This is a genomic window from Paenibacillus sp. 2003, from assembly GCF_031455635.1.
GTDB lineage: Bacteria > Bacillota > Bacilli > Paenibacillales > Paenibacillaceae > Paenibacillus > Paenibacillus amylolyticus_B.
This window is the reverse complement of the sequence record NZ_JAVDTB010000003.1, coordinates 466,419-484,763: the sequence shown is the minus strand read 5'-3', so window position 1 is coordinate 484,763 and position 18,345 is coordinate 466,419. Positions and strand designations below refer to the sequence as shown.

Genomic DNA, 18,345 nt, shown 5'->3' with positions numbered 1-18,345 from the left:
GGAAGGTTTACTTCTCTCCGTAACCCACCGGAACTGCAACGTTTTTGATATTGTTCAGAATTGCGCCCAGGATTCGCGCATTCACATGCTCCAGAGCAGCCTTGGTCTTCTTCACCAGTTCCTTCTTGACCTTGCCCGAGTTCACGACCAGCAGCACGCCATCACACAGCGAACTCACAATGAGTGCATCCGTTACCGCTAGCACCGGCGGTGTATCAAACATGATGACATCATATTGATCCTCTAACTTCTCGATCAGCCTTTTCATCCGGTTGGAACCGATCATCTCGGAAGGGTTCGGTGGAATTGGACCAGAAGTGAACAATTGGAGATTGTCGATATAGCTCTCTCTAAGCACGTCTTCCACACTGTACTGATTAGACAGCACACTACTAAGACCGATATGATTGGGTACGGAAAACACCTGGTGCAAGGAAGGATTACGCAGATCCGCATCAATCAGCAGAACTTTTTTGCCTTCCTGGGCATAGGTTACCGCCAGGTTGCTAATGGTTGTGGTCTTGCCTTCGCCGGATTCGGCGGAAGCCACCATGATTTTTTTGATATGACTGTCGATTGAGGAGAACTGGATGTTCGTCCGTAATTTACGGTATCCCTCCGAGATTTGAGATTTGGAGTTAAAATAGGTCACCAGACTGTTATTTTCATTGGTTAGCCGCGACATATTTGCCATCCCCCACTTTCTGTTGAGATACGTAATTTTTCGTATTTTTCAGATCATCTTTTTTCATTTTGGATATCACTGTAAGCACAGGCAGACCCAGCTCTTTTTCAAGTTCAGCTTCGGATTTGAATGTGTCATCCAGATAATCCAGCAGGAATACAAGTGCAATCGCGAGCACAAGACCTGCGAACAGACTGACAATGATGCTTAATGTTGTTTTCATATTGATTGGAGATGCGTTACTATCCACTTTTGCTTCACTGAGGATAGCCACATTATCGATTTTCATGATTAGGGGGATTTGAGATTGGAACACGTTGGAGATGGCATTGACCGTTTTTGCGGCTTTTTCGTAGGTAGTCCCTTGTACAGTTATGCTCATCACTTGGGATTCGCTGGCTGTAGAGACGGAGGTGCTGTTCATGAGCTGTGCAGAGGTTAAGCCTAGGTCCGGATACGTAGTAGCGACTTTATCCATTATGGCTGACGATTTAATAATTTCTCTGTATGAGTTAATGAGTTTGATATTGGTTTGAATCATGCTAAAATCCATCATCGCCTGGCCTTGAACATTAGAGGTCTGGTTCACGATCAGTTTGGAACTTGCCTCATAGATGGGCTGGGTGAAGAAAATGCTTTTAACCCCTGCACCCACACCCGCTATCAAAGCAATTGCAACAATCAACCACAGTTTCTTTTGTAAGAGTCGAAAATATCCTTTCAGTTCCACTTTCATTCCTCCTATACGTTGTGATCTATCCTATGTAACTACCAGATGGACAGTAGCCATTTGCGAGGTTTCCAGCGTTCTGTGACCAGGCACGAATTCGATAGAATGTGCGACGCATTCTCTGCCAGCCGCTTAACGGCTTCAGCTCCAAATCGACGCTCGATAGCCCGCTCCCCTTCACTTATGGCAAATGTCCTTTTGCACGTATCATGTGCATCTGATGAAATGAAATGAAACCCGTTTTCTTTACAAAAATGAAAACACCACTGCCGAACTTTCCGTCCGAAAAGCCCAGTGAAAGATTGAGCCGTAAGCTGACATAGCCCGCCTTGACTCAAGTAATCAGCCAACAACCTTGGCTTCTTCAAAATGACACGATTGCGTTCCGGATGAGCAATAATAGGGGTAATTCCCGCTATTCGTAATTCATGCAGTATCCTGGGGAACTGTGAGGGAATATGACCAAAGGGCAGTTCCAGCAACATGTAACGACTTCCGGCGAGTGTGCAGCACTTTCCTGCATATAAGTCTCCAATCAGGTTGTCATGCACCCTGATCTCCTGTCCGGGACGGATCTCCAGGCGAATGTTACGTTTGCGAAGTTCTGCATGAAGCAGGTTCACGGCCTGATTGACCACCATCGGTTCATTGTTGTATTGCCCGTTCAGGTGATGCGGAGTAGCAATAATGGAGGTAATTCCTGAGGCTGCCGCCTTCTCAGCCATCGCAACGGACTGCTCCATTCGAACAGGACCATCATCCAGGCCGGATAATATGTGGCAGTGCATTTCAACCATATCCAAACTTCCTGAAATAGTATGAGCCCCCTCGCCCCTTTATTCATTGCGCAAATGCTTTTGGTGTTAAAGAACTAATGCATAACGCTATGAAATATAGTAAAATGGCGTTAAGTACATGTTTTGTTCAGAAAATGTTAAGAATCGACTTGGAATTATATGGTGAAATCAATGTAATGATAGGGTTCCTGCAGAGCCTTTTGTTCTGTTGCCTTTTCATACTGAAAACGGGAAACCGCGGGAAACTGAACTTCAATAAGCATTGTGTTTAACTGTCCAGTTATATATAGTTTCTGTTCGTGCTGAATATGCAAGTTTGAATGATACATTGTGAGCTCTCCGAAGGGCTGTTTCCATTGCAACCTTGCGTGAAGTCTTACACATACATGTTGATCTTCAACATCCAAACCAATGAGCATTTCTGATGATACCGGCAAGTTCAGGTCGCTCAGGAAGGTGATTGCTTGAGTGTCCATTCCAAGTAACAGAACAGGGCGTCTTTTGCGGTCTACCATTTTCCCTTGAAACTCCTGAATGTACATATGGACATTTAATTTCATATCAGCCCATTCCTGAATTATTGAATACATGGTTTCATTCCTTTAGAATGGATTAGCCTACATGGACTGCCTCCACTTCCTTCTCACAGGTATATGGTCCAGGCAACTAGGAGATACTTAAAATATTCCAAATGATACATTTTGTAACTCCATACGTCCAATTTACGATACAATACGTATCATGTCAAGCGGTATTTGGACATGGTTCTTTTGATTTACGACAATTTGAGATGTCCTTAGACAGACCTATTTACAAATGGAAATGGGTTAAAGGAAACACATGAGGAGTTACTCTTTTGCAGGAAAGCTGCCCTGATCAAACACTTGGCTCAGGATTGTTTCAATATATATTTGATGTCGTTCAGGGGGAAATAGCTTATGAGCTACGGAAATCGCATTGCTGAATTACGGGAACAGCGGGGACTTACTCAAGAAGAACTTGCGAGCTCCATTCATATTACCAGAGCTGCTCTCTCCCACTACGAGAAGAACCGTCGTAAACCGGATTTCGAAGTGTTAACGAGACTTGCTGACATCTTTGAGGTGTCTATTGATTATCTTATAGGACGTACAAAGCAAAGCGATGTTGTGATGGATGAAGATGTACGTGATTTCGTTGATACCTTGGAGTTATCGGATAAGGAAGTGTTGGAACGCTTCGATCTGATGATTGATGGGAAGTCCTTAACAGAAGAAGAGGCACGTCGTTTTATTGCGTTTGTCCGAATGGAACGCAGTATGGACTAAACCCGAAAAGAGGACCCAGTTCCCGAGAGATAACATCTCTGGCTTCTGGGCTTTTTTTGTGTCTTAATTTCCTTTCATTCCATGCTTGTCTATTGTGTCAAGGACGCTTGTTGTTGACGGAGGATACGAAATGGTTCCAACGCTCCGGGTCGATTCCGCATTGCAGTAAAACCTTCATGATGTCCATCTGGGTTGCTTCGACTTGTTTACCTGTCGGCCTACGATCGTCCCTGTTTGGATGCTTCATATTCATTCCGCTAACCTCTCTTATCTTTATACTTTCCCTGCCCTCCAAAACTAGCCTTATTATACTTGAGAAAGTTCCTCGATGTTGTCGTCTCATGGCGATAACGTTTTTTGAAGGGGTTCTAATTTTGTCGAAAGCAAAATAGGAGCAATATGGTGCCGGAATGGCAACCATATTGCTCCTATTATTCTTAATACAACCTGTTCATGCACTTATACGTTTGAACAAGGCAGTTATTAACCTCCAGCACGTGCAAGTTCACGCATATTCGCTTCAAACGCTGCAAGCAGCGCTGCTTCTCCAGTCAAACCTGTTGCCTGAATCCGTTCGATCTGTTCTGTCATACGTTTGAAGTCCTTCGGAATAACCCGAACGAACTGATTCAGCGCATCTTGCCAGTTATCCAGAACGCGCTGACCGACAGCACTTCCTGTATTGGCAACATGACGTTGAATCATGCCTCGCAGATCTGCACTTTCGGCCACATCTTCGATACGCTCCAAAAGAACCATTTCCAGATTACAACGTTTCAGGAATGTGCCTTCCGGATCATACACATAGGCAATACCTCCAGACATCCCTGCTGCAAAGTTACGACCTGTATCGCCCAGTACAACGACACGTCCACCTGTCATATACTCACAACCATGGTCGCCTACACCTTCAACGACTACTTTGGCGCCCGAGTTACGTACAGCAAATCGCTCACCCGCAATACCACGGATATATGCTTCGCCGCTTGTTGCTCCGTAGAGAGCCGTGTTACCGATAATGATGTTATCTTCCGCCTCAAACGTTGCTTTCGGAGAAGGCATCACGATCAGTTTACCTCCGGACAGTCCTTTACCTACGTAGTCATTGGAATCCCCTTCAACGGTCAAGGTCATACCTTTAGGTACAAAGGCCCCAAAGCTTTGTCCGGCAGAGCCGACAAATTTGAATTTAACCGTATCTTCAGGCAATCCTGCGAGTCCATATTTGCGTGTGATCTCACTACCCAAAATGGTACCTACTGCACGGTTAACGTTTGTAATTGGAAGCACCGCTTCAACCGGTTGACCGGATTCAATAGCAGACTGTGCCAGTGGCAGCAATTGTTGCATATCCAGCGTTTCTTCCAATTGGTGATTCTGATGCTGTGTGCGGTAACGTGCAGAGCCTTCCGGCATTTCAGGCACGTGCAGCAATACAGACAGATCCACACCTTTTTTCTTCCAGTGATCTACGGCTTCTACCGTTTCGAGGCAATCTGTACGTCCGACCATCTCCTGAATAGTACGGAAACCAAGATCAGCCATGATCTCACGCACATCCTCAGCAACAAATCGCATGAAGTTAACCACATGAGCTGGATCACCCATATAATTTTTACGCAATTCCGGATTCTGTGTCGCTACACCAACCGGACAGGTATCCATTTGACAGACACGCATCATGATACAACCAAGTGCAACGAGCGGTGCTGTAGAGAAACCATACTCTTCTGCTCCAAGCAAGGCTGCAATCGCCAAGTCACGGCCGTTAAGCATTTTACCGTCTGTTTCGAGGACAACACGGTCACGCAGATTGTTCAGCATCAACGTTTGATGTGTCTCTGCAAGACCTAGTTCCCAAGGCATACCTGCGTGGCGAATCGAACCTTGCGGTGATGCACCTGTACCACCGTCATAACCGCTGACAAGGATAATATCGGCACGGCCTTTGGCTACACCAGCTGCGATGGTACCCACGCCCACTTCCGATACAAGCTTCACGTTAATCTCAGCACGCGGATTGGCATTTTTCAAGTCATAGATCAACTCTGCCAGATCTTCGATCGAGTAGATATCGTGATGCGGTGGAGGTGAGATCAGACCTACACCTGGTGTTGAACCACGGACTTCAGCAACCCAAGGATACACTTTACGTCCTGGCAGTTGTCCGCCTTCACCTGGTTTAGCTCCCTGTGCCATTTTGATCTGAATTTCGTCGGCATTAACCAAGTAGTTGGATGTAACACCAAAACGTCCGGATGCTACCTGTTTAATCGCACTGCGACGGGAATCCCCGTTGCTATCTTTAATGAAGCGAGCCGGATCTTCTCCACCTTCACCGGTATTGGATTTACCTCCAACACGGTTCATAGCAATGGCAAGATCTTCATGCGCCTCTTTACTGATCGAACCGAAGGACATTGCACCTGTTTTGAAACGACGCATGATATCTTCTACGGATTCAACTTCTTCGAGTGGAATGGAATCTCCAACTGGTTTCAGTTTCAGCATGGAGCGAATGGTCAACAGTTGATCATTCTCACCTTGTACAAGTTTGGAATATTTTTTATACAGCTTGTAATCCCCAGTGCGTACCGCATGTTGCAGGGTATGAATGGTTTGCGGATTGAACAGATGCTCTTCTCCGTCGTTACGCCATTGATAATCCCCACCGGAATCCAATACTTTATCGTTACCGTCTTTTTCCGTAAAGGCACGGTTATGATGTGTCAACGCTTCGGCTGCCACTTCTTCCAACCCAATTCCACCGATACGGGAAGGTGTCCAGGTAAAGTAACGGTCAACGAAGTCTGATTTCAGACCTACCGCTTCGAATATTTGAGCTCCACGATACGATTGAATCGTAGAAATCCCCATTTTGGACAACACTTTAGTAACGCCTTTGGTAGCTGCTTTAATGTAGTTTTTCACTGCTTTCTCATGCGAGATACCACGCAGCAACCCTTGCTGAATCATGTCATCCAGCGTTTCAAAGGCCAGATAAGGGTTCACCGCACTTACACCGTAACCCAGCAGCAACGCGTAGTGGTGAATATCACGCGGTTCTGCCGATTCGAGCATAATGCTGACTTTAGTTCTGGTTCCCTGGCGAATCAGATGGTGATGCAGACCTGCTACAGCAAGCAATGCAGGAATGGCAGCATTCTCTGCGTCCACACCGCGGTCAGACAGGATCAAAATGTTATGTCCTTTGTCTATGACACGATCCGCAGCTTCGAAGAGCAAATCCATCGCTTTGCGAAGTCCTTCTGCTCCTTCCGCAGCGGTGAAGAAGATTGGAATCGTCATGGAGCGGAAGCCTGGGCGACGCACATGGCGAATCTTCGCAAAGTCTTCATTCGACAATACCGGTGTATCCAGACGGATCTGGCGACAGCTCTCCGGTTCTGGATTCAACAAGTTGCGCTCAGGTCCAATGGTTGTTGCCGTAGACGTTACAATCTCTTCACGGATTGCATCGATTGGCGGATTGGTTACCTGGGCGAACATCTGTTTAAAGTAGTTGTACAGACGCTGCGGACGATCCGACAGCACAGCCAGCGGTGCATCATAACCCATCGAACCCGTAGCTTCCATACCTGTTGTTGCCATGGGCTCCAGGATTTTGCGCAGTTCTTCAAATGTATAACCATATGCCAGCTGAAGCTGGGTCACGTTATCATGTTTTGGATCAGGAAGTTCCGGTGCTTCCGGCAACTCGCTCAGATCCATCAAATGCTCATCAAGCCAATCCTGATACGGATTCTCGGCTGCAATGATTGCTTTTACTTCCTCATCCGCGATGATGCGGCCTTCTTGTGTATCCACAAGTAACATCCGACCTGGGCGCAGACGATCTTTGTACAGGATCTCTTCCGGTGCGATATCAAGTACCCCAACTTCTGAGGACAGGATAATACGGTCATCTTTGGTTACATAATAACGAGCTGGACGCAAACCGTTACGGTCAAGTGTTGCACCAATTTGCAAACCATCTGTAAAGGCCATTGCTGCTGGCCCATCCCAAGGCTCCATCATCGTGCTGTGATACTCATAAAATGCCTTTTTGGCAGGGTCCATTCCCTCATCCGTGCTCCAAGGTTCAGGAACCATCATCATGGCCACGTGTGGCAGGGAACGTCCACTCAGATACAGGAACTCCAGTGTGTTATCAAACATGGCTGTATCCGAACCGTCTGGATTGATGACCGGTTTTACTTTCGCGATGTCGTCACCGAACAACTCGCTCTCGAACAAGGACTGTCTAGCATGCATCCAGTTCACGTTACCACGCATCGTGTTGATCTCACCGTTGTGGATCATGAAGCGATACGGGTGGGCACGTTCCCAGCTCGGGAAGGTGTTCGTACTGAAACGGGAATGCACGAGTGCAATAGCCGATTCAACAAGGTCTTGCTGCAGATCCAGATAGAACTCTCCCACCTGTTCCGTTGTCAGCATGCCTTTATATACAATTTTGCGACAAGACAAGCTTGGAAGGTAGAATGAACCGCCTTCTGCTTCATCTGCCGAATAACGAATAGCCAGCTCAGCACGTCTGCGAATAACATACAGCTTACGCTCGAATCCAAGCTCATCCTTCACATCTGCTGATCTTCCAATGAACACCTGACGTACATAAGGTTTCGCTGCAAGTGCAGAACGGCCAAGCATTTCATCAAAAGTAGGAACATCCCGGAAACCCAGGAACGTCTGTCCTTCTTCTTCAATAATCTTCTTAAGGCTCTCTTCATGTGCACTACGGATGGCAGGGTCTTGGGACATGAACAACATCCCTACGCCATAGAAACCCTGTTCAGGCAATGCAAAACCAAGACGTTCCGCTTCCTGTGCAAAATAGCGATGTGGGATCTGAATCAGGATACCTGCTCCGTCACCGGAATTTGGTTCACTTCCCTGTCCTCCACGGTGCTCCATGTTACTAAGCATGGTCAGTGCCTGACTAACGATATCGTGTGAAGGTACTCCTTTGATGTTGGCAACAAAACCCATTCCGCATGCGTCTTTTTCGAACTGCGGGTCATACAGACCCTGTTTTGGAGGTAATCCGATGTGTCTCATGGAACGCAACCTTTCTATAATGAAGTATTTCGGAAAGATCAAGAACATAGGCAACAGGCAACAATGAAACGGGAGGAGCTGGCCTTTCGCTTGCGATAGAGCCTGCTAGATAGAAGAGGTGACAGCATGAGACTGTCAAAAATAATGCCTGCTATTGGGCAGAAGCCATTAAATGAGATGAGCTGATCCGGACGATCCGGCAAACAACCTGTATAAATCAACACGCAGCCGCTGGCACGGCTACTGAAATGGAGCGACGTTTTTTTTGATATAGTTCTATTATTTTAACACCGACCTAACATCAGCGCAATTTAAACTTTTTAATACCTCTGATAAGAAATGTTTTGCAGTACAGCTTTACAGTAGTGACGTTTAAATTCATCTCTTTTTCGAATAATTATACACTTTTTAAGCCAGAGTACAACTGAATTAAATTGCTGACAGAAGAAAATCGTTCCATGTACAGCCTAGGTTTATCCATAATTCCACCAAATTTTCACTGCTTAAGCCAGCGAAACTTTACTTCTCTATGCATTTGTATACAAAATAGCCTGCAACCCCTTTTTGGGGTCACAGGCTATTTGCACTATTTGACTACTATATTGCATAATTTCACTACAAGAAAATAAAGTTTTTTTCAAAAATATGACCCTGCTGAAGATCAGGTTCGACTTATGCCGTCACAACTTGACCAGAATCAGCCTGTTCGACTTCTTTTTTCGGACGTCTGCCATTCCAGAGGAAGTAAGCAAGCGTCAGCAGGATGGATACACCTGCATAGATGCTAAGAATTCCTGCCTGATGCCACATCACATCCAGATTACCACTCGATACCACGGCTTTGAAGCCCATAATGCTGTGTGTCATTGGCAACCAAGGGCTAAATGCCTGAAGCCATGATGGAATCAGTTCTACCGGGAAGGTCCCTGCACTAGCCGCAAGCTGGAAGACCAGAAGCAGAATGACAACATAACGTCCAGGCAGATCCAGCCAGGTTACAAGTGCCTGAACGATCAACATGAAGGTCAGCCCCGTAATAATGGTAAACAGGTAGAACAGCCCTACGCTGTGCGTCTCCAGTCCAAGACCATATAACATGAAACTTGCCACAATAACCGATTGGAAAATACTCACGGAGCCAAATACCAGTGTCCGGCTGACAAAACGATTCCAGCCTGTTGCACCAGGTACGGACGTTTCCCGCATTTTCAATACAATCGTAGAAATCAGCGATCCCACAAACAGACCGATCGACAGGAAGAACGGTGTCAATCCTGTACCATAATTACTCACGTTCTCTGCTGTGTTCTCCGAGGAGTTTACAGGTTCAGCGAACATATTCACCACATCATCCGTTTTCTTAACTTCGGATGTTTTCTGAGCGGCATCATTCAGCTTGGTTGCCAGTTCACCTGAGCCATCTTTTAGCTCGGTAAGACCGTCAGCCAGTTTGCCCGCGCCATCACCCAGTTGCTTGGAACCATCGGTTAGTGAATTAACGCCACCACTGAGTTTACCCACACCCGTTTGCAAAGCTGTTGTCCCTGAGCCCAGCTGCTTGGCGCCATCTGCAAGCAATGTACCACCACTTGCAGCATCGCCCAGTTTGCCGCTGAACTGCTTAAGACCATCGGAGAGCTTCGCACCTCCTTGACTAAGCTGTCCGGCACCAGCTAGCAATTGCTGCTGACCATCCACCAGCTGGTTCGCACCAGCAAGAAGTTGCTCCTGGCCTCCATGAAGCTCGGCTGCACCCGCAGCCAGCTGCTGGTTACCCTGATGCAGTTGATCTGCACCCTGCGCAAGTTTCTGCTCGCTCTCATGCAGTTGTGCACTGCCGTCAGCGACAGCCTCACTTGCTGCAAGCAGTTTCTGTACATCCGCATTTTCGGCCAGTTCCGGGTTTGATGCAGCAAGCTGTTTCAATCCGGCGGCTACATCCTGTGCTCCATCAGCAACCTTGGAACTGCCATCTACAGCCGATTGCAGGCCTGTTGCCAGTGTGCCGCTGCCCTGAACGGCACTTTGCAGACCATCCGACAGCTTCGCACTGCCCTGTTCTGACGATTTCAGGCCAGCCTGCAACTTACTTGTGCCATCCAGTGAAGACTGGAGTCCGGTTTCCAACTTGGCGCTGCCATCCTTCAACTGATCTGCTCCGCTCTGAAGCTGGCTCGAAGCAGCTGCCTGAAGCTGTTGCAGACCGGATACAAGATTCGATGTTCCACTTTCAAGCTTGGTTGCCCCTGTGTGCAGCGCGTTAACACCATCACTCAATGGAGAAAGTCCTTCCTGAAGTTCAAGCGTTCCTGATGCAAGCTTCGCCAGGTTATCCTTGAGCTTAACAGCACCATCATCCAGTTTGCCTGCGCCGGTATTCAGTTCACCAGCCCCATCGCCTGCCTCAGCCAAGCCATCCGATACTTCGGAGAACTTGTCTAGCAATGTTTCTGCATAGGATTCCGTTACTTTGGCTGAGACTTTTGCTTTCAGGTCCTTAATAGCGGTCTTACCAATCTGTGCACCGACAAAACTGTAATTGCCATTCGGTTCATAGATCAGATCAGCCGGCTCCGGCTTGTCATCGAGCAATGTTGTTGCTTGGGATGAGAAGTTCTCCGGAATCGTAATTTGCATATAATATTTGTCATTACTCATGCCTTCTTTGGCTTGACTCGCACTGACAAAATCCCATTTGAAATCGGCATTTTTCTTCAGCTCATCCACCAGATCACTACCCACATGGAGGGATTTGCCCTCCAGCTCAGCGCCTTTATCCAGATTGACAACGGCAACCGGCATCTCATCCACATGACCATACGGGTCCCAATAGGCCGCCAGATAGATGCCACTATACAGGATCGGTATAAACATAATTGCAATAACAGGGATCAAAACCTTCGGGTTTCTCACGGCCGATCCCACATCCTTGAAAAACACGGATAAAGATTTCATGTCATTTTCTCCCCTTAATCTCTCTGCTCCATGAGCAGGAATAACCATAATGAAATACAATGTCGCATTCCAGAAAACATACTGAAACACGAACTGACCACTTTCCTCAAACGGTCACTTTTGGACAAAAAAACAACCTGTCTTCCGACAAGCCTCCCTGCTTGATACGCGTAAAAATCCTTATATTATAGTAGATTAAATTCGGATTACGTTACAGCAGCAATTCCTTCCATTAAGAAAAGGCGAAAGTAAGTCTTAATTTCCTCTTTGCTCAGCGGTTGATGTTGTTTGCTCCAGTCTGAGGTGAGTGCAATATACAGGCGAATCATCATAAATGCGACGACTTGCGGATCACAATCTCGAATCTCTCCATTGTCTTTTGCTTTCTCAAGCTCCTTAGCCAGAAAGTCGGAGATTACTTTCTCCACCTTGTCCAATCCTTCCTTGGCCTGCAGCGTTCCAAAGTCCTTCAGCTCCTGAGATAACTTAACGAGCAGATCGTGATCACGACGAAACTCTAACAATGCATCCAGTACCCGAAACAGATTATCGAAAAATGCACTTTCCTGATGTACTTCACGATGCGCGATGTTCTTCATTTCCTGAATCACTTCTACCAGGATCTGATCAAACAATTGTTCCTTATTGGTGAAAAACGTATAGATCGTTCCTTTGCCAACGTTCGCAATCTTGGCGACCTGATCCATCGTCGTTGCTTTGTATCCAAACATGGCAAACGACTGGGCTGCTGCATGAATAACCTGCTGTCTCCTGTCAATCGGAGCCATCGTATCCCTCCTTTATGCTGATTCATTGTTTAAACGTTCCATATAAATGACCAAAAATACAATTCAGTCATTCGGTCAAAAAATAGAATACCACCTTCGCAATAAGATTGCAACCCTAACATTTTAAAAATTGTGTTAATATTTTTTAACCGAAATGCAGTGGAAACTCCTTCTGTCGTCGTCTATAGTGTAAGATGACTCAGATAATACGTGTATATAATGAAGTTTAAGTTGTCTCATTGTAAGATATATGGTGTAAATATTCATAGAAGAAACATGATTTTGTGCTTCAATGTATATTCATGTAGTAACGCATTCCATAGCTAGAATAAACAATGAATATTTTCTTTTTGAATTAAAACTTATGAATAAAGGTGAACTCATGCGAAAACCAAGAGTGCTCTTATTATCGGAAGGTTTCGGTACCGGTCACACTCAGGCCGCTCATGCGCTGGCACATGGCATCAAAAAAGTCAGTCCACATGTTCACAGTCGTGTCATTGAACTAGGCAAATTTTTGAACCCAACGGTAGCTCCACTAATTTTCTCTGCATATCGAAAGACACTATCGGTTCAACCCAAACTGGTCAGCCTGTTGTACCGCACACAGTACAATAAATCATTAAATGGTTTTACCAAGCTGGCGTTGCACCGAATTTTCTATACACAGACGGCACAGGTCGTATCCCAACTGAAACCCGATGCGGTGATCTGTACCCATCCTTTTCCGAATGCTGTCATCTCCCGGCTTAAACGCCAGGGTCTGAATATCCCGCTCTATACGGTTGTGACGGATTATGACGTGCACGGAACATGGATTAATCCGGAAGTGAACAAATATCTGGTCTCTACCCCTCAGGTCAAAGCATTGCTTGAGATCCGGGGTGTCGATCCCTCCCATATTCAGATCACGGGAATCCCTGTGCATCCAGACTTCTGGGAAGCTGGAGATAAGGTGAAGCTACGGGAAGAGATGGGGCTTCAGAACATGCCTACAGCGCTACTTATGGGTGGCGGATGGGGACTTTCGTTTGATGAGGATCATATGAAAGCTCTCACGTCTTGGGCAGATCGTGTTCAATTGGTCTTCTGTCTAGGAAGCAATGAAAAAATGATTGCAAAAATGAAGGAAATGCCTTGCTTCCAGCATCCGAATATTCGTATTCTGGGATATACACGAGAAGTAAGCAAACTGATGGATGTATCCGATGTGCTGATTACAAAGCCAGGTGGCATGACATGCACTGAAGCGCTGGCCAAGGGTCTACCGATGTTGTTTATTCCTCCGATTGCAGGTCAAGAGGAAGAGAACTGTGAATACTTTGTACAAGCCGGATACGGCCAGGTCATTCACTCTGCCGACGTGATTACCAATCGTTTCAGACAACTAGTTGAGCAGGCATCTACTCAAACTGAAAGCCCGCTGAACGTAGCACATATTTCAGGTAACCATTCGGTCTATGATCCGAAGTGCTGTGCTCAAGCTGTTCATAACTTATTGTTTCCGACTACAGCCGAAGTCACAACAACCTCCGTGGAGCGCTTCACAGCCGGAATTACTGCCACATCCTTGTCAGGTACCAGAATACCATTCTGACGTCTCTATGGACCTATAGAACAGCTCTCACGAGGTGTTATAGGGAACAAGACAATTGCTTACGATATACAAAGAAGGTTCCCTTCCGAATTTTTGGAAGGGAACCTTCTTTTATTTTCACGAATTCCACCGTATGATTTGGCAGAAAAAAGGGTAATTTAGAGTATAACCATATTTTAAATAACGAAATAAAACTACGATTCAGGCTTTTCCAAGGGCCGTGTGATGCACACACAGTTAACTACCCTGCCTGTTTGCAGAATTTACGGGTCGATTACTTGTAAAAAGTATGATGACCGATCGTTTTTACTTTTTTCTGCGAGCGAGCAACTGTCAGATCGTCGGCAAGCGTCAATGATAAGAAATAATACGTATCATCGGCAACTTCCTTCTTCCCGTTCAACGCAGCATTCACTGCTTTGATGCTGTCCTCGTTGGGAACCACACGTTTCATACGTCCGTTCGCTACAGGACTAAACTGGGATTTCTGATAGATGACCTTGTAAATGGTATCGGGAAAATTGGCTGACCGCAGCCGGTTTAAGACAACATTGGCAACTGCCACTTTGCCTTCGTACGGTTCACCTTCCGCTTCTGCCATAACGATTTTTTGCAGCAGATGCAGTTCTTTATCGGACACACTGTATGACCAGGTTGCAAGTTTCGAGTCTTCCTGGTTCAGAAGTTTGGTCCGTGTAAAGTATAGTTTTTGGGGGGGAGTTGTTACAGCAGCTACTTCTTTGGCACGTTTCACTTTGGCCAATTTCAGTGCAGCTTCTTTTTTGGCTTTGGCCGCAGCTACCGCTCTAGCTTTGTTCTTGGCCTTGGCTTCTTGCAGTTCCTGCTCTTCTTGAGCAGTCGTAAGCCAGTTCTTCGCTGGCAGAGATTCAGTCCACGCTACGGTTTGGGCAGACAGATTAGAGGACAGACTTGTCCCATCTTCCATCATGCGCCTCTCTTCTTGCGTAGATGTTTGGTTATTTTGCACAGAAGCCGCAAGTTCGGTCATCTGTTTACTATCACTAGCTTCATTCCACTTCCCCGTCGCCTGAACGACATTTACCCCCACTATACATACAAGCAGCACTGATAACATCGGTGCTACCCAACGATTTTTGCTTATAATGTTCATTCGAAGATTCCTCCTGTCGAAACAATTCCCTTAACTAAGTAACCCAAAAAAAAGAATTTGAATAACGATGGCTAATATTACATAGGGATAAACGTTATGTCAATGTGATTTTATGGCATAAAAATGATTATCAGGAAAAAGAGAACGTATCCACGACCTCATACATTGGCGATTGCCCCAGCCTTGTCACATAAAGTACAATGTCCTCCACCATCCATGAATTAGCACCTGTGGAATGTTCCGGAAGCACTCCAGATACCCCTTTATTCTCATTACCTGGAACCTGTCCCAGATATTTTCTGGCAATGGTAATGTGGGGAGCATAAGGTCTTAATTCAGCTTCATATCCAAGGGGCGAAGTCGCCTGCACGATTTGTTTTTGCAATGAAAACAAGCGCTCTATCTCTCCGCTAACACCTTTCCAAAGCACCTTAGGTGCTTCTTCAAGTCCAAATGTGCCCCAGTCGGAGAGCTGAAGTTCAAACGGCTGGAATCCGCTTGCTGCTGAGCGCAATGCTTTTCGAAGGTGCCCGATGTCACTAACTAACGTATCTCCCAAAAATTGCACGGTTATATGATAATCTCTATGATCTGTCCATTTACGAAAATCCAGCTTGTTCTGTACAAGCCTCGCATCCATCTGAAGAGACTGCTGAACAGCAACAGGAAGACGAATGGCTACAAACAATCTTTCCCGTCGGGATGAATGATCCTGATGTGATTGGTTATTCATTGCATACACCTCTCTAAAGTTCGCTCTATTATTTCATAACTACACATATCGTTTCAAGTTGGGTAAGTATAGAGTGACACAAATATAACCATTTGCAAATAAGGCTAGATTCCTGCATTTCCCACCTTAATGCACATCCAACACCAAATCTGATACACTTTAATTATCAAACTCATCAAACTATTTATCTCAGGAGGACCACACATTATGGGTAAAATTGTATGTTTTCCATCTCTATCCGAAGAACAGCAACAACGCATTCAGAATGCTGCACCGGGATACACCCTGAAATTCGGAAAAGCCAAGGAATTGGACCCCGCTGAGTTGAAAGAAGCTGAGATTATTCTCGGCTGGTCCCCACTCGTCACAGAACATGCATTGAAACAGGACAGCCTGTTGAAGTGGGTTCAGGTCTGGTCTGCTGGTGTGGACAATCTCCCCTTCGCAGATCTGCAACAAAAGAACGTTCAGGTGACCAGTGCAAATGGAGTTCACGCGATTCCAATCACCGAAATTATTCTGGGCATGATGTTATCCCACAGTCGCTGGCTGAGACAAGCTATGCTGCATCAACAGCAGGCCGAATGGAAAGCTCCTGCCAAACCACTGCCGGAACTGCATGGCAAAACAGCGGTCATCGTGGGTGTAGGTGAGATCGGTACGGAAACAGCACGTATTCTCAAAGCACTCGGCATGCACACGATCGGAGTTCGCCGCTCAGGTAAGGACGTCCCCAATGTGGACCAAATGTACGACATGACTGGTTTACATGAAGCCTTGAGCCAAGGCGATTATGTAATTAACATTTTACCGCTAACTGATGAAACCAAACATATATATGATCAAACTGCATTTGAGCAGTTCCGATCTGGTTCATGCTTCGTCAATGTAGGCCGTGGCCCCAGTGTGAAAACGGAAGCGTTGTTGAATGCACTCCAAAACGGTCAAGTTGCTTTCGCCGCACTGGACGTGTTCGAAGAAGAACCACTTCCAGCAGACCACCCGCTATGGGGCATGGATAACGTGTTAATTACGCCTCATATCGCAGGAAGTACAGAGCAATACGCGGATCGAGCAGTCGATATTTTCGTCAAAAATCTGGAAGCTTACGTCGCTGGCGATACCCTGCCGTTGAACCTTGTGGATTATAGTCATAAATATTAACACAAACACCCGTTCCCATGCAATATTATGCAAATCAGATCAACGATATCAATAGAACTAAAGAAATATTTCTGTCCTCTACGTTCTAGTGTAAACGGTTAGTTCAATGGATATGTAAGCAATAAAAAAATCTACCTCTGGAAATTTCCCTAAGGTAGATTTTTTTTGTTTTTTAAGCTTACATACAAAGCCAAATATGACGTATAAACGTGCCTTTGTGTACTGTTTGGTACTCTTTTACAGCCCATCCCGCTTCCAACAAGTGCTCTTCTACCCACTCTGTGGAAACAATCACCGCCCGTTTTGCCAATCTGCGCAAACTCTCCAGCATGGCTCGTTGCTCAGCATCCGGAAGTACAGAGCAGAGGTTATAGGGCATGTCCAGAATTGCTGCATCATACAAATCTTGCAGTTCATTCATATCCCCCAGTGTGATTCGATCTGAATCATATCCATAATGCGGCAGATTGATTCGCGCACCTCGGACAGCCAGCGGATTGAGATCGTTACCTTTTGCATCAATTCCCATGGATAAAGCCTCAATCACAACCGTTCCCATACCGCAGCATGGATCAAGCAATCGATGATTTTCTACTCTCGGAACAGCAATATTAACCAGCGATCTCGCAAGCGTGATGCCAAATCCAGTTGAGTAATTTTGCGGCTTCTGTCGGTGAATCTGCCATGATCGATCCGCTTCTGTCCACTGGCCCAAGATCCATTTTTCTCCTGTTCGGATTAGGCCGAAAGTCACCTTAGGTTGTTTCATCTGTGCCTTGCCTTTAATACACATACCAACTTCTTTTTCCAGTTGACGAGACTGTGCATAATCAGGGGTATGATCCCCTTCTTTCAGACAAACCACCTTAAATGTCTCTTCAGGCAACAGGTGAATATCTCTGGCAAGAGGAAGCAAATCAGTCACGGCATCCCCTTCGCCGATCACGTCCAGTCTGCCATGGATAAAAGGACTGCGTCCAGGTGGAATACATCGTTCCGACCACACATACGACCCCATATTCATACGGATCTCCAAACTCGGTTCAAGCAGCGTATTCAGCTCCAGCATGCATAATTCTTGCTCGTTCTCGTGGCAAGCAAAGGTGTAGAGGTGTTTCCCAGAAGTAGCGTAAATACCAAGTGTATCATCAGGCAAAATCCCCCTCTCCTTCCTTCATTAATCATGTTTCTTCTATATAAATAGTAAGCTCATTGAAGACATATCAAATACGACTCATACGTTTGCTTCAGGTAGTCATTGTATACAATGTTAGGCCCCTAGACAACTATCCATTTCCTTGCACGTATCTATCTGGAAAGAAAAAATAAGGCGTTCCCATGATTGAGGAACACCTTACTTTATTTTGAGACTCTA

Annotated in this window: 13 protein-coding genes; 3 read left to right on the top strand and 10 right to left on the bottom strand. The window is 45.9% G+C overall.

The window, feature by feature from the left end:
• Positions 1 to 7: 7 nt before the first annotated feature.
• From J2X75_RS17565 to J2X75_RS17550, 4 genes are all read right to left on the bottom strand, one after another.
• The gene (locus tag J2X75_RS17565) at positions 8 to 685 is read right to left on the bottom strand and encodes a CpsD/CapB family tyrosine-protein kinase (RefSeq protein ID WP_091033856.1); all 678 of its coding nucleotides are present in this window, start codon (positions 683 to 685) and stop codon (positions 8 to 10) included.
• On the bottom strand, positions 666 to 1,421 hold the full coding sequence (locus J2X75_RS17560; protein WP_235431525.1) for a YveK family protein: 756 nt from the start codon (positions 1,419 to 1,421) through the stop codon (positions 666 to 668). Before J2X75_RS17560 ends, J2X75_RS17565 begins: the two co-directional genes overlap by 20 nt.
• A 32-nt stretch (positions 1,422 to 1,453) precedes the next feature.
• The gene (locus J2X75_RS17555; RefSeq protein WP_105597655.1) at positions 1,454 to 2,212 is read right to left on the bottom strand and encodes a tyrosine-protein phosphatase; all 759 of its coding nucleotides are present in this window, start codon (positions 2,210 to 2,212) and stop codon (positions 1,454 to 1,456) included.
• 155 nt (positions 2,213 to 2,367) lie between these two features.
• Positions 2,368 to 2,772: a hypothetical protein gene (locus J2X75_RS17550; RefSeq protein WP_310338318.1), complete on the bottom strand. Its 405-nt coding sequence runs from the start codon at positions 2,770 to 2,772 to the stop codon at positions 2,368 to 2,370.
• A 378-nt stretch (positions 2,773 to 3,150) separates the two neighbouring features.
• On the opposite strand from J2X75_RS17550, the gene J2X75_RS17545 reads away from it, so the two are divergent.
• On the top strand, positions 3,151 to 3,519 hold the full coding sequence (locus tag J2X75_RS17545) for a helix-turn-helix domain-containing protein (protein ID WP_076251429.1): 369 nt from the start codon (positions 3,151 to 3,153) through the stop codon (positions 3,517 to 3,519).
• Positions 3,520 to 4,002: 483 nt separating this feature from the next.
• Here the strand turns inward: J2X75_RS17545 and gltB are convergent, their stop codons facing one another.
• The 3 genes from gltB to J2X75_RS17530 all read right to left on the bottom strand — a co-directional run bounded on the left by gltB (position 4,003) and on the right by J2X75_RS17530 (position 12,344).
• Entirely contained in the window at positions 4,003 to 8,601 is a 4,599-nt protein-coding gene (gltB, locus tag J2X75_RS17540; RefSeq protein ID WP_150366613.1) for a glutamate synthase large subunit, read from the bottom strand.
• A 672-nt stretch (positions 8,602 to 9,273) separates the two neighbouring features.
• On the bottom strand, positions 9,274 to 11,556 hold the full coding sequence (locus J2X75_RS17535) for a YhgE/Pip family protein (protein WP_310338311.1): 2,283 nt from the start codon (positions 11,554 to 11,556) through the stop codon (positions 9,274 to 9,276).
• A gap of 206 nt (positions 11,557 to 11,762) precedes the next feature.
• Positions 11,763 to 12,344, bottom strand: a complete 582-nt coding sequence (locus tag J2X75_RS17530) for a TetR/AcrR family transcriptional regulator (protein WP_036611349.1) — start codon at positions 12,342 to 12,344, stop codon at positions 11,763 to 11,765.
• 382 nt (positions 12,345 to 12,726) lie between these two features.
• On the opposite strand from J2X75_RS17530, the gene J2X75_RS17525 reads away from it, so the two are divergent.
• Positions 12,727 to 13,941 (top strand): MGDG synthase family glycosyltransferase, encoded by a 1,215-nt coding sequence (locus J2X75_RS17525; RefSeq protein ID WP_310338305.1) that lies wholly within the window; start codon positions 12,727 to 12,729, stop codon positions 13,939 to 13,941.
• A 274-nt stretch (positions 13,942 to 14,215) separates the two neighbouring features.
• On the opposite strand, the gene J2X75_RS17520 is transcribed toward J2X75_RS17525, so the two are convergent.
• Together J2X75_RS17520 and thpR are read right to left on the bottom strand one after the other, a co-directional pair.
• A complete protein-coding gene (locus tag J2X75_RS17520; RefSeq protein WP_091033869.1) occupies positions 14,216 to 15,073 on the bottom strand; it encodes a cell wall hydrolase in 858 nt (285 codons plus the stop codon).
• 130 nt (positions 15,074 to 15,203) lie between these two features.
• Positions 15,204 to 15,806: an RNA 2',3'-cyclic phosphodiesterase gene (gene thpR / locus J2X75_RS17515; protein WP_310338298.1), complete on the bottom strand. Its 603-nt coding sequence runs from the start codon at positions 15,804 to 15,806 to the stop codon at positions 15,204 to 15,206.
• A 207-nt stretch (positions 15,807 to 16,013) separates the two neighbouring features.
• Between thpR and J2X75_RS17510 the strand changes: the two genes are divergently transcribed.
• A complete protein-coding gene (locus J2X75_RS17510; RefSeq protein ID WP_310338296.1) occupies positions 16,014 to 16,970 on the top strand; it encodes a D-2-hydroxyacid dehydrogenase in 957 nt (318 codons plus the stop codon).
• 178 nt (positions 16,971 to 17,148) lie between these two features.
• On the opposite strand, the gene J2X75_RS17505 is transcribed toward J2X75_RS17510, so the two are convergent.
• Positions 17,149 to 18,126 (bottom strand): TRM11 family SAM-dependent methyltransferase, encoded by a 978-nt coding sequence (locus J2X75_RS17505; protein ID WP_310338292.1) that lies wholly within the window; start codon positions 18,124 to 18,126, stop codon positions 17,149 to 17,151.
• Positions 18,127 to 18,345: the final 219 nt, after the last annotated feature.

Coding starts and splice junctions, on each gene's coding strand:
- J2X75_RS17530 (WP_036611349.1), bottom strand. CDS start 12,344: ATGGCTCCGATTGACAGGAGACAGCAGGTTATTCATGCAGCAGCCCAG.
- J2X75_RS17550 (WP_310338318.1), bottom strand. CDS start 2,772: ATGAAATTAAATGTCCATATGTACATTCAGGAGTTTCAAGGGAAAATG.
- J2X75_RS17560 (WP_235431525.1), bottom strand. CDS start 1,421: ATGAAAGTGGAACTGAAAGGATATTTTCGACTCTTACAAAAGAAACTG.
- thpR (WP_310338298.1), bottom strand. CDS start 15,806: ATGAATAACCAATCACATCAGGATCATTCATCCCGACGGGAAAGATTG.
- J2X75_RS17545 (WP_076251429.1), top strand. CDS start 3,151: ATGAGCTACGGAAATCGCATTGCTGAATTACGGGAACAGCGGGGACTT.
- J2X75_RS17535 (WP_310338311.1), bottom strand. CDS start 11,556: ATGAAATCTTTATCCGTGTTTTTCAAGGATGTGGGATCGGCCGTGAGA.
- J2X75_RS17525 (WP_310338305.1), top strand. CDS start 12,727: ATGCGAAAACCAAGAGTGCTCTTATTATCGGAAGGTTTCGGTACCGGT.
- J2X75_RS17565 (WP_091033856.1), bottom strand. CDS start 685: ATGTCGCGGCTAACCAATGAAAATAACAGTCTGGTGACCTATTTTAAC.
- gltB (WP_150366613.1), bottom strand. CDS start 8,601: ATGAGACACATCGGATTACCTCCAAAACAGGGTCTGTATGACCCGCAG.
- J2X75_RS17520 (WP_091033869.1), bottom strand. CDS start 15,073: ATGAACATTATAAGCAAAAATCGTTGGGTAGCACCGATGTTATCAGTG.
- J2X75_RS17510 (WP_310338296.1), top strand. CDS start 16,014: ATGGGTAAAATTGTATGTTTTCCATCTCTATCCGAAGAACAGCAACAA.
- J2X75_RS17555 (WP_105597655.1), bottom strand. CDS start 2,212: ATGGTTGAAATGCACTGCCACATATTATCCGGCCTGGATGATGGTCCT.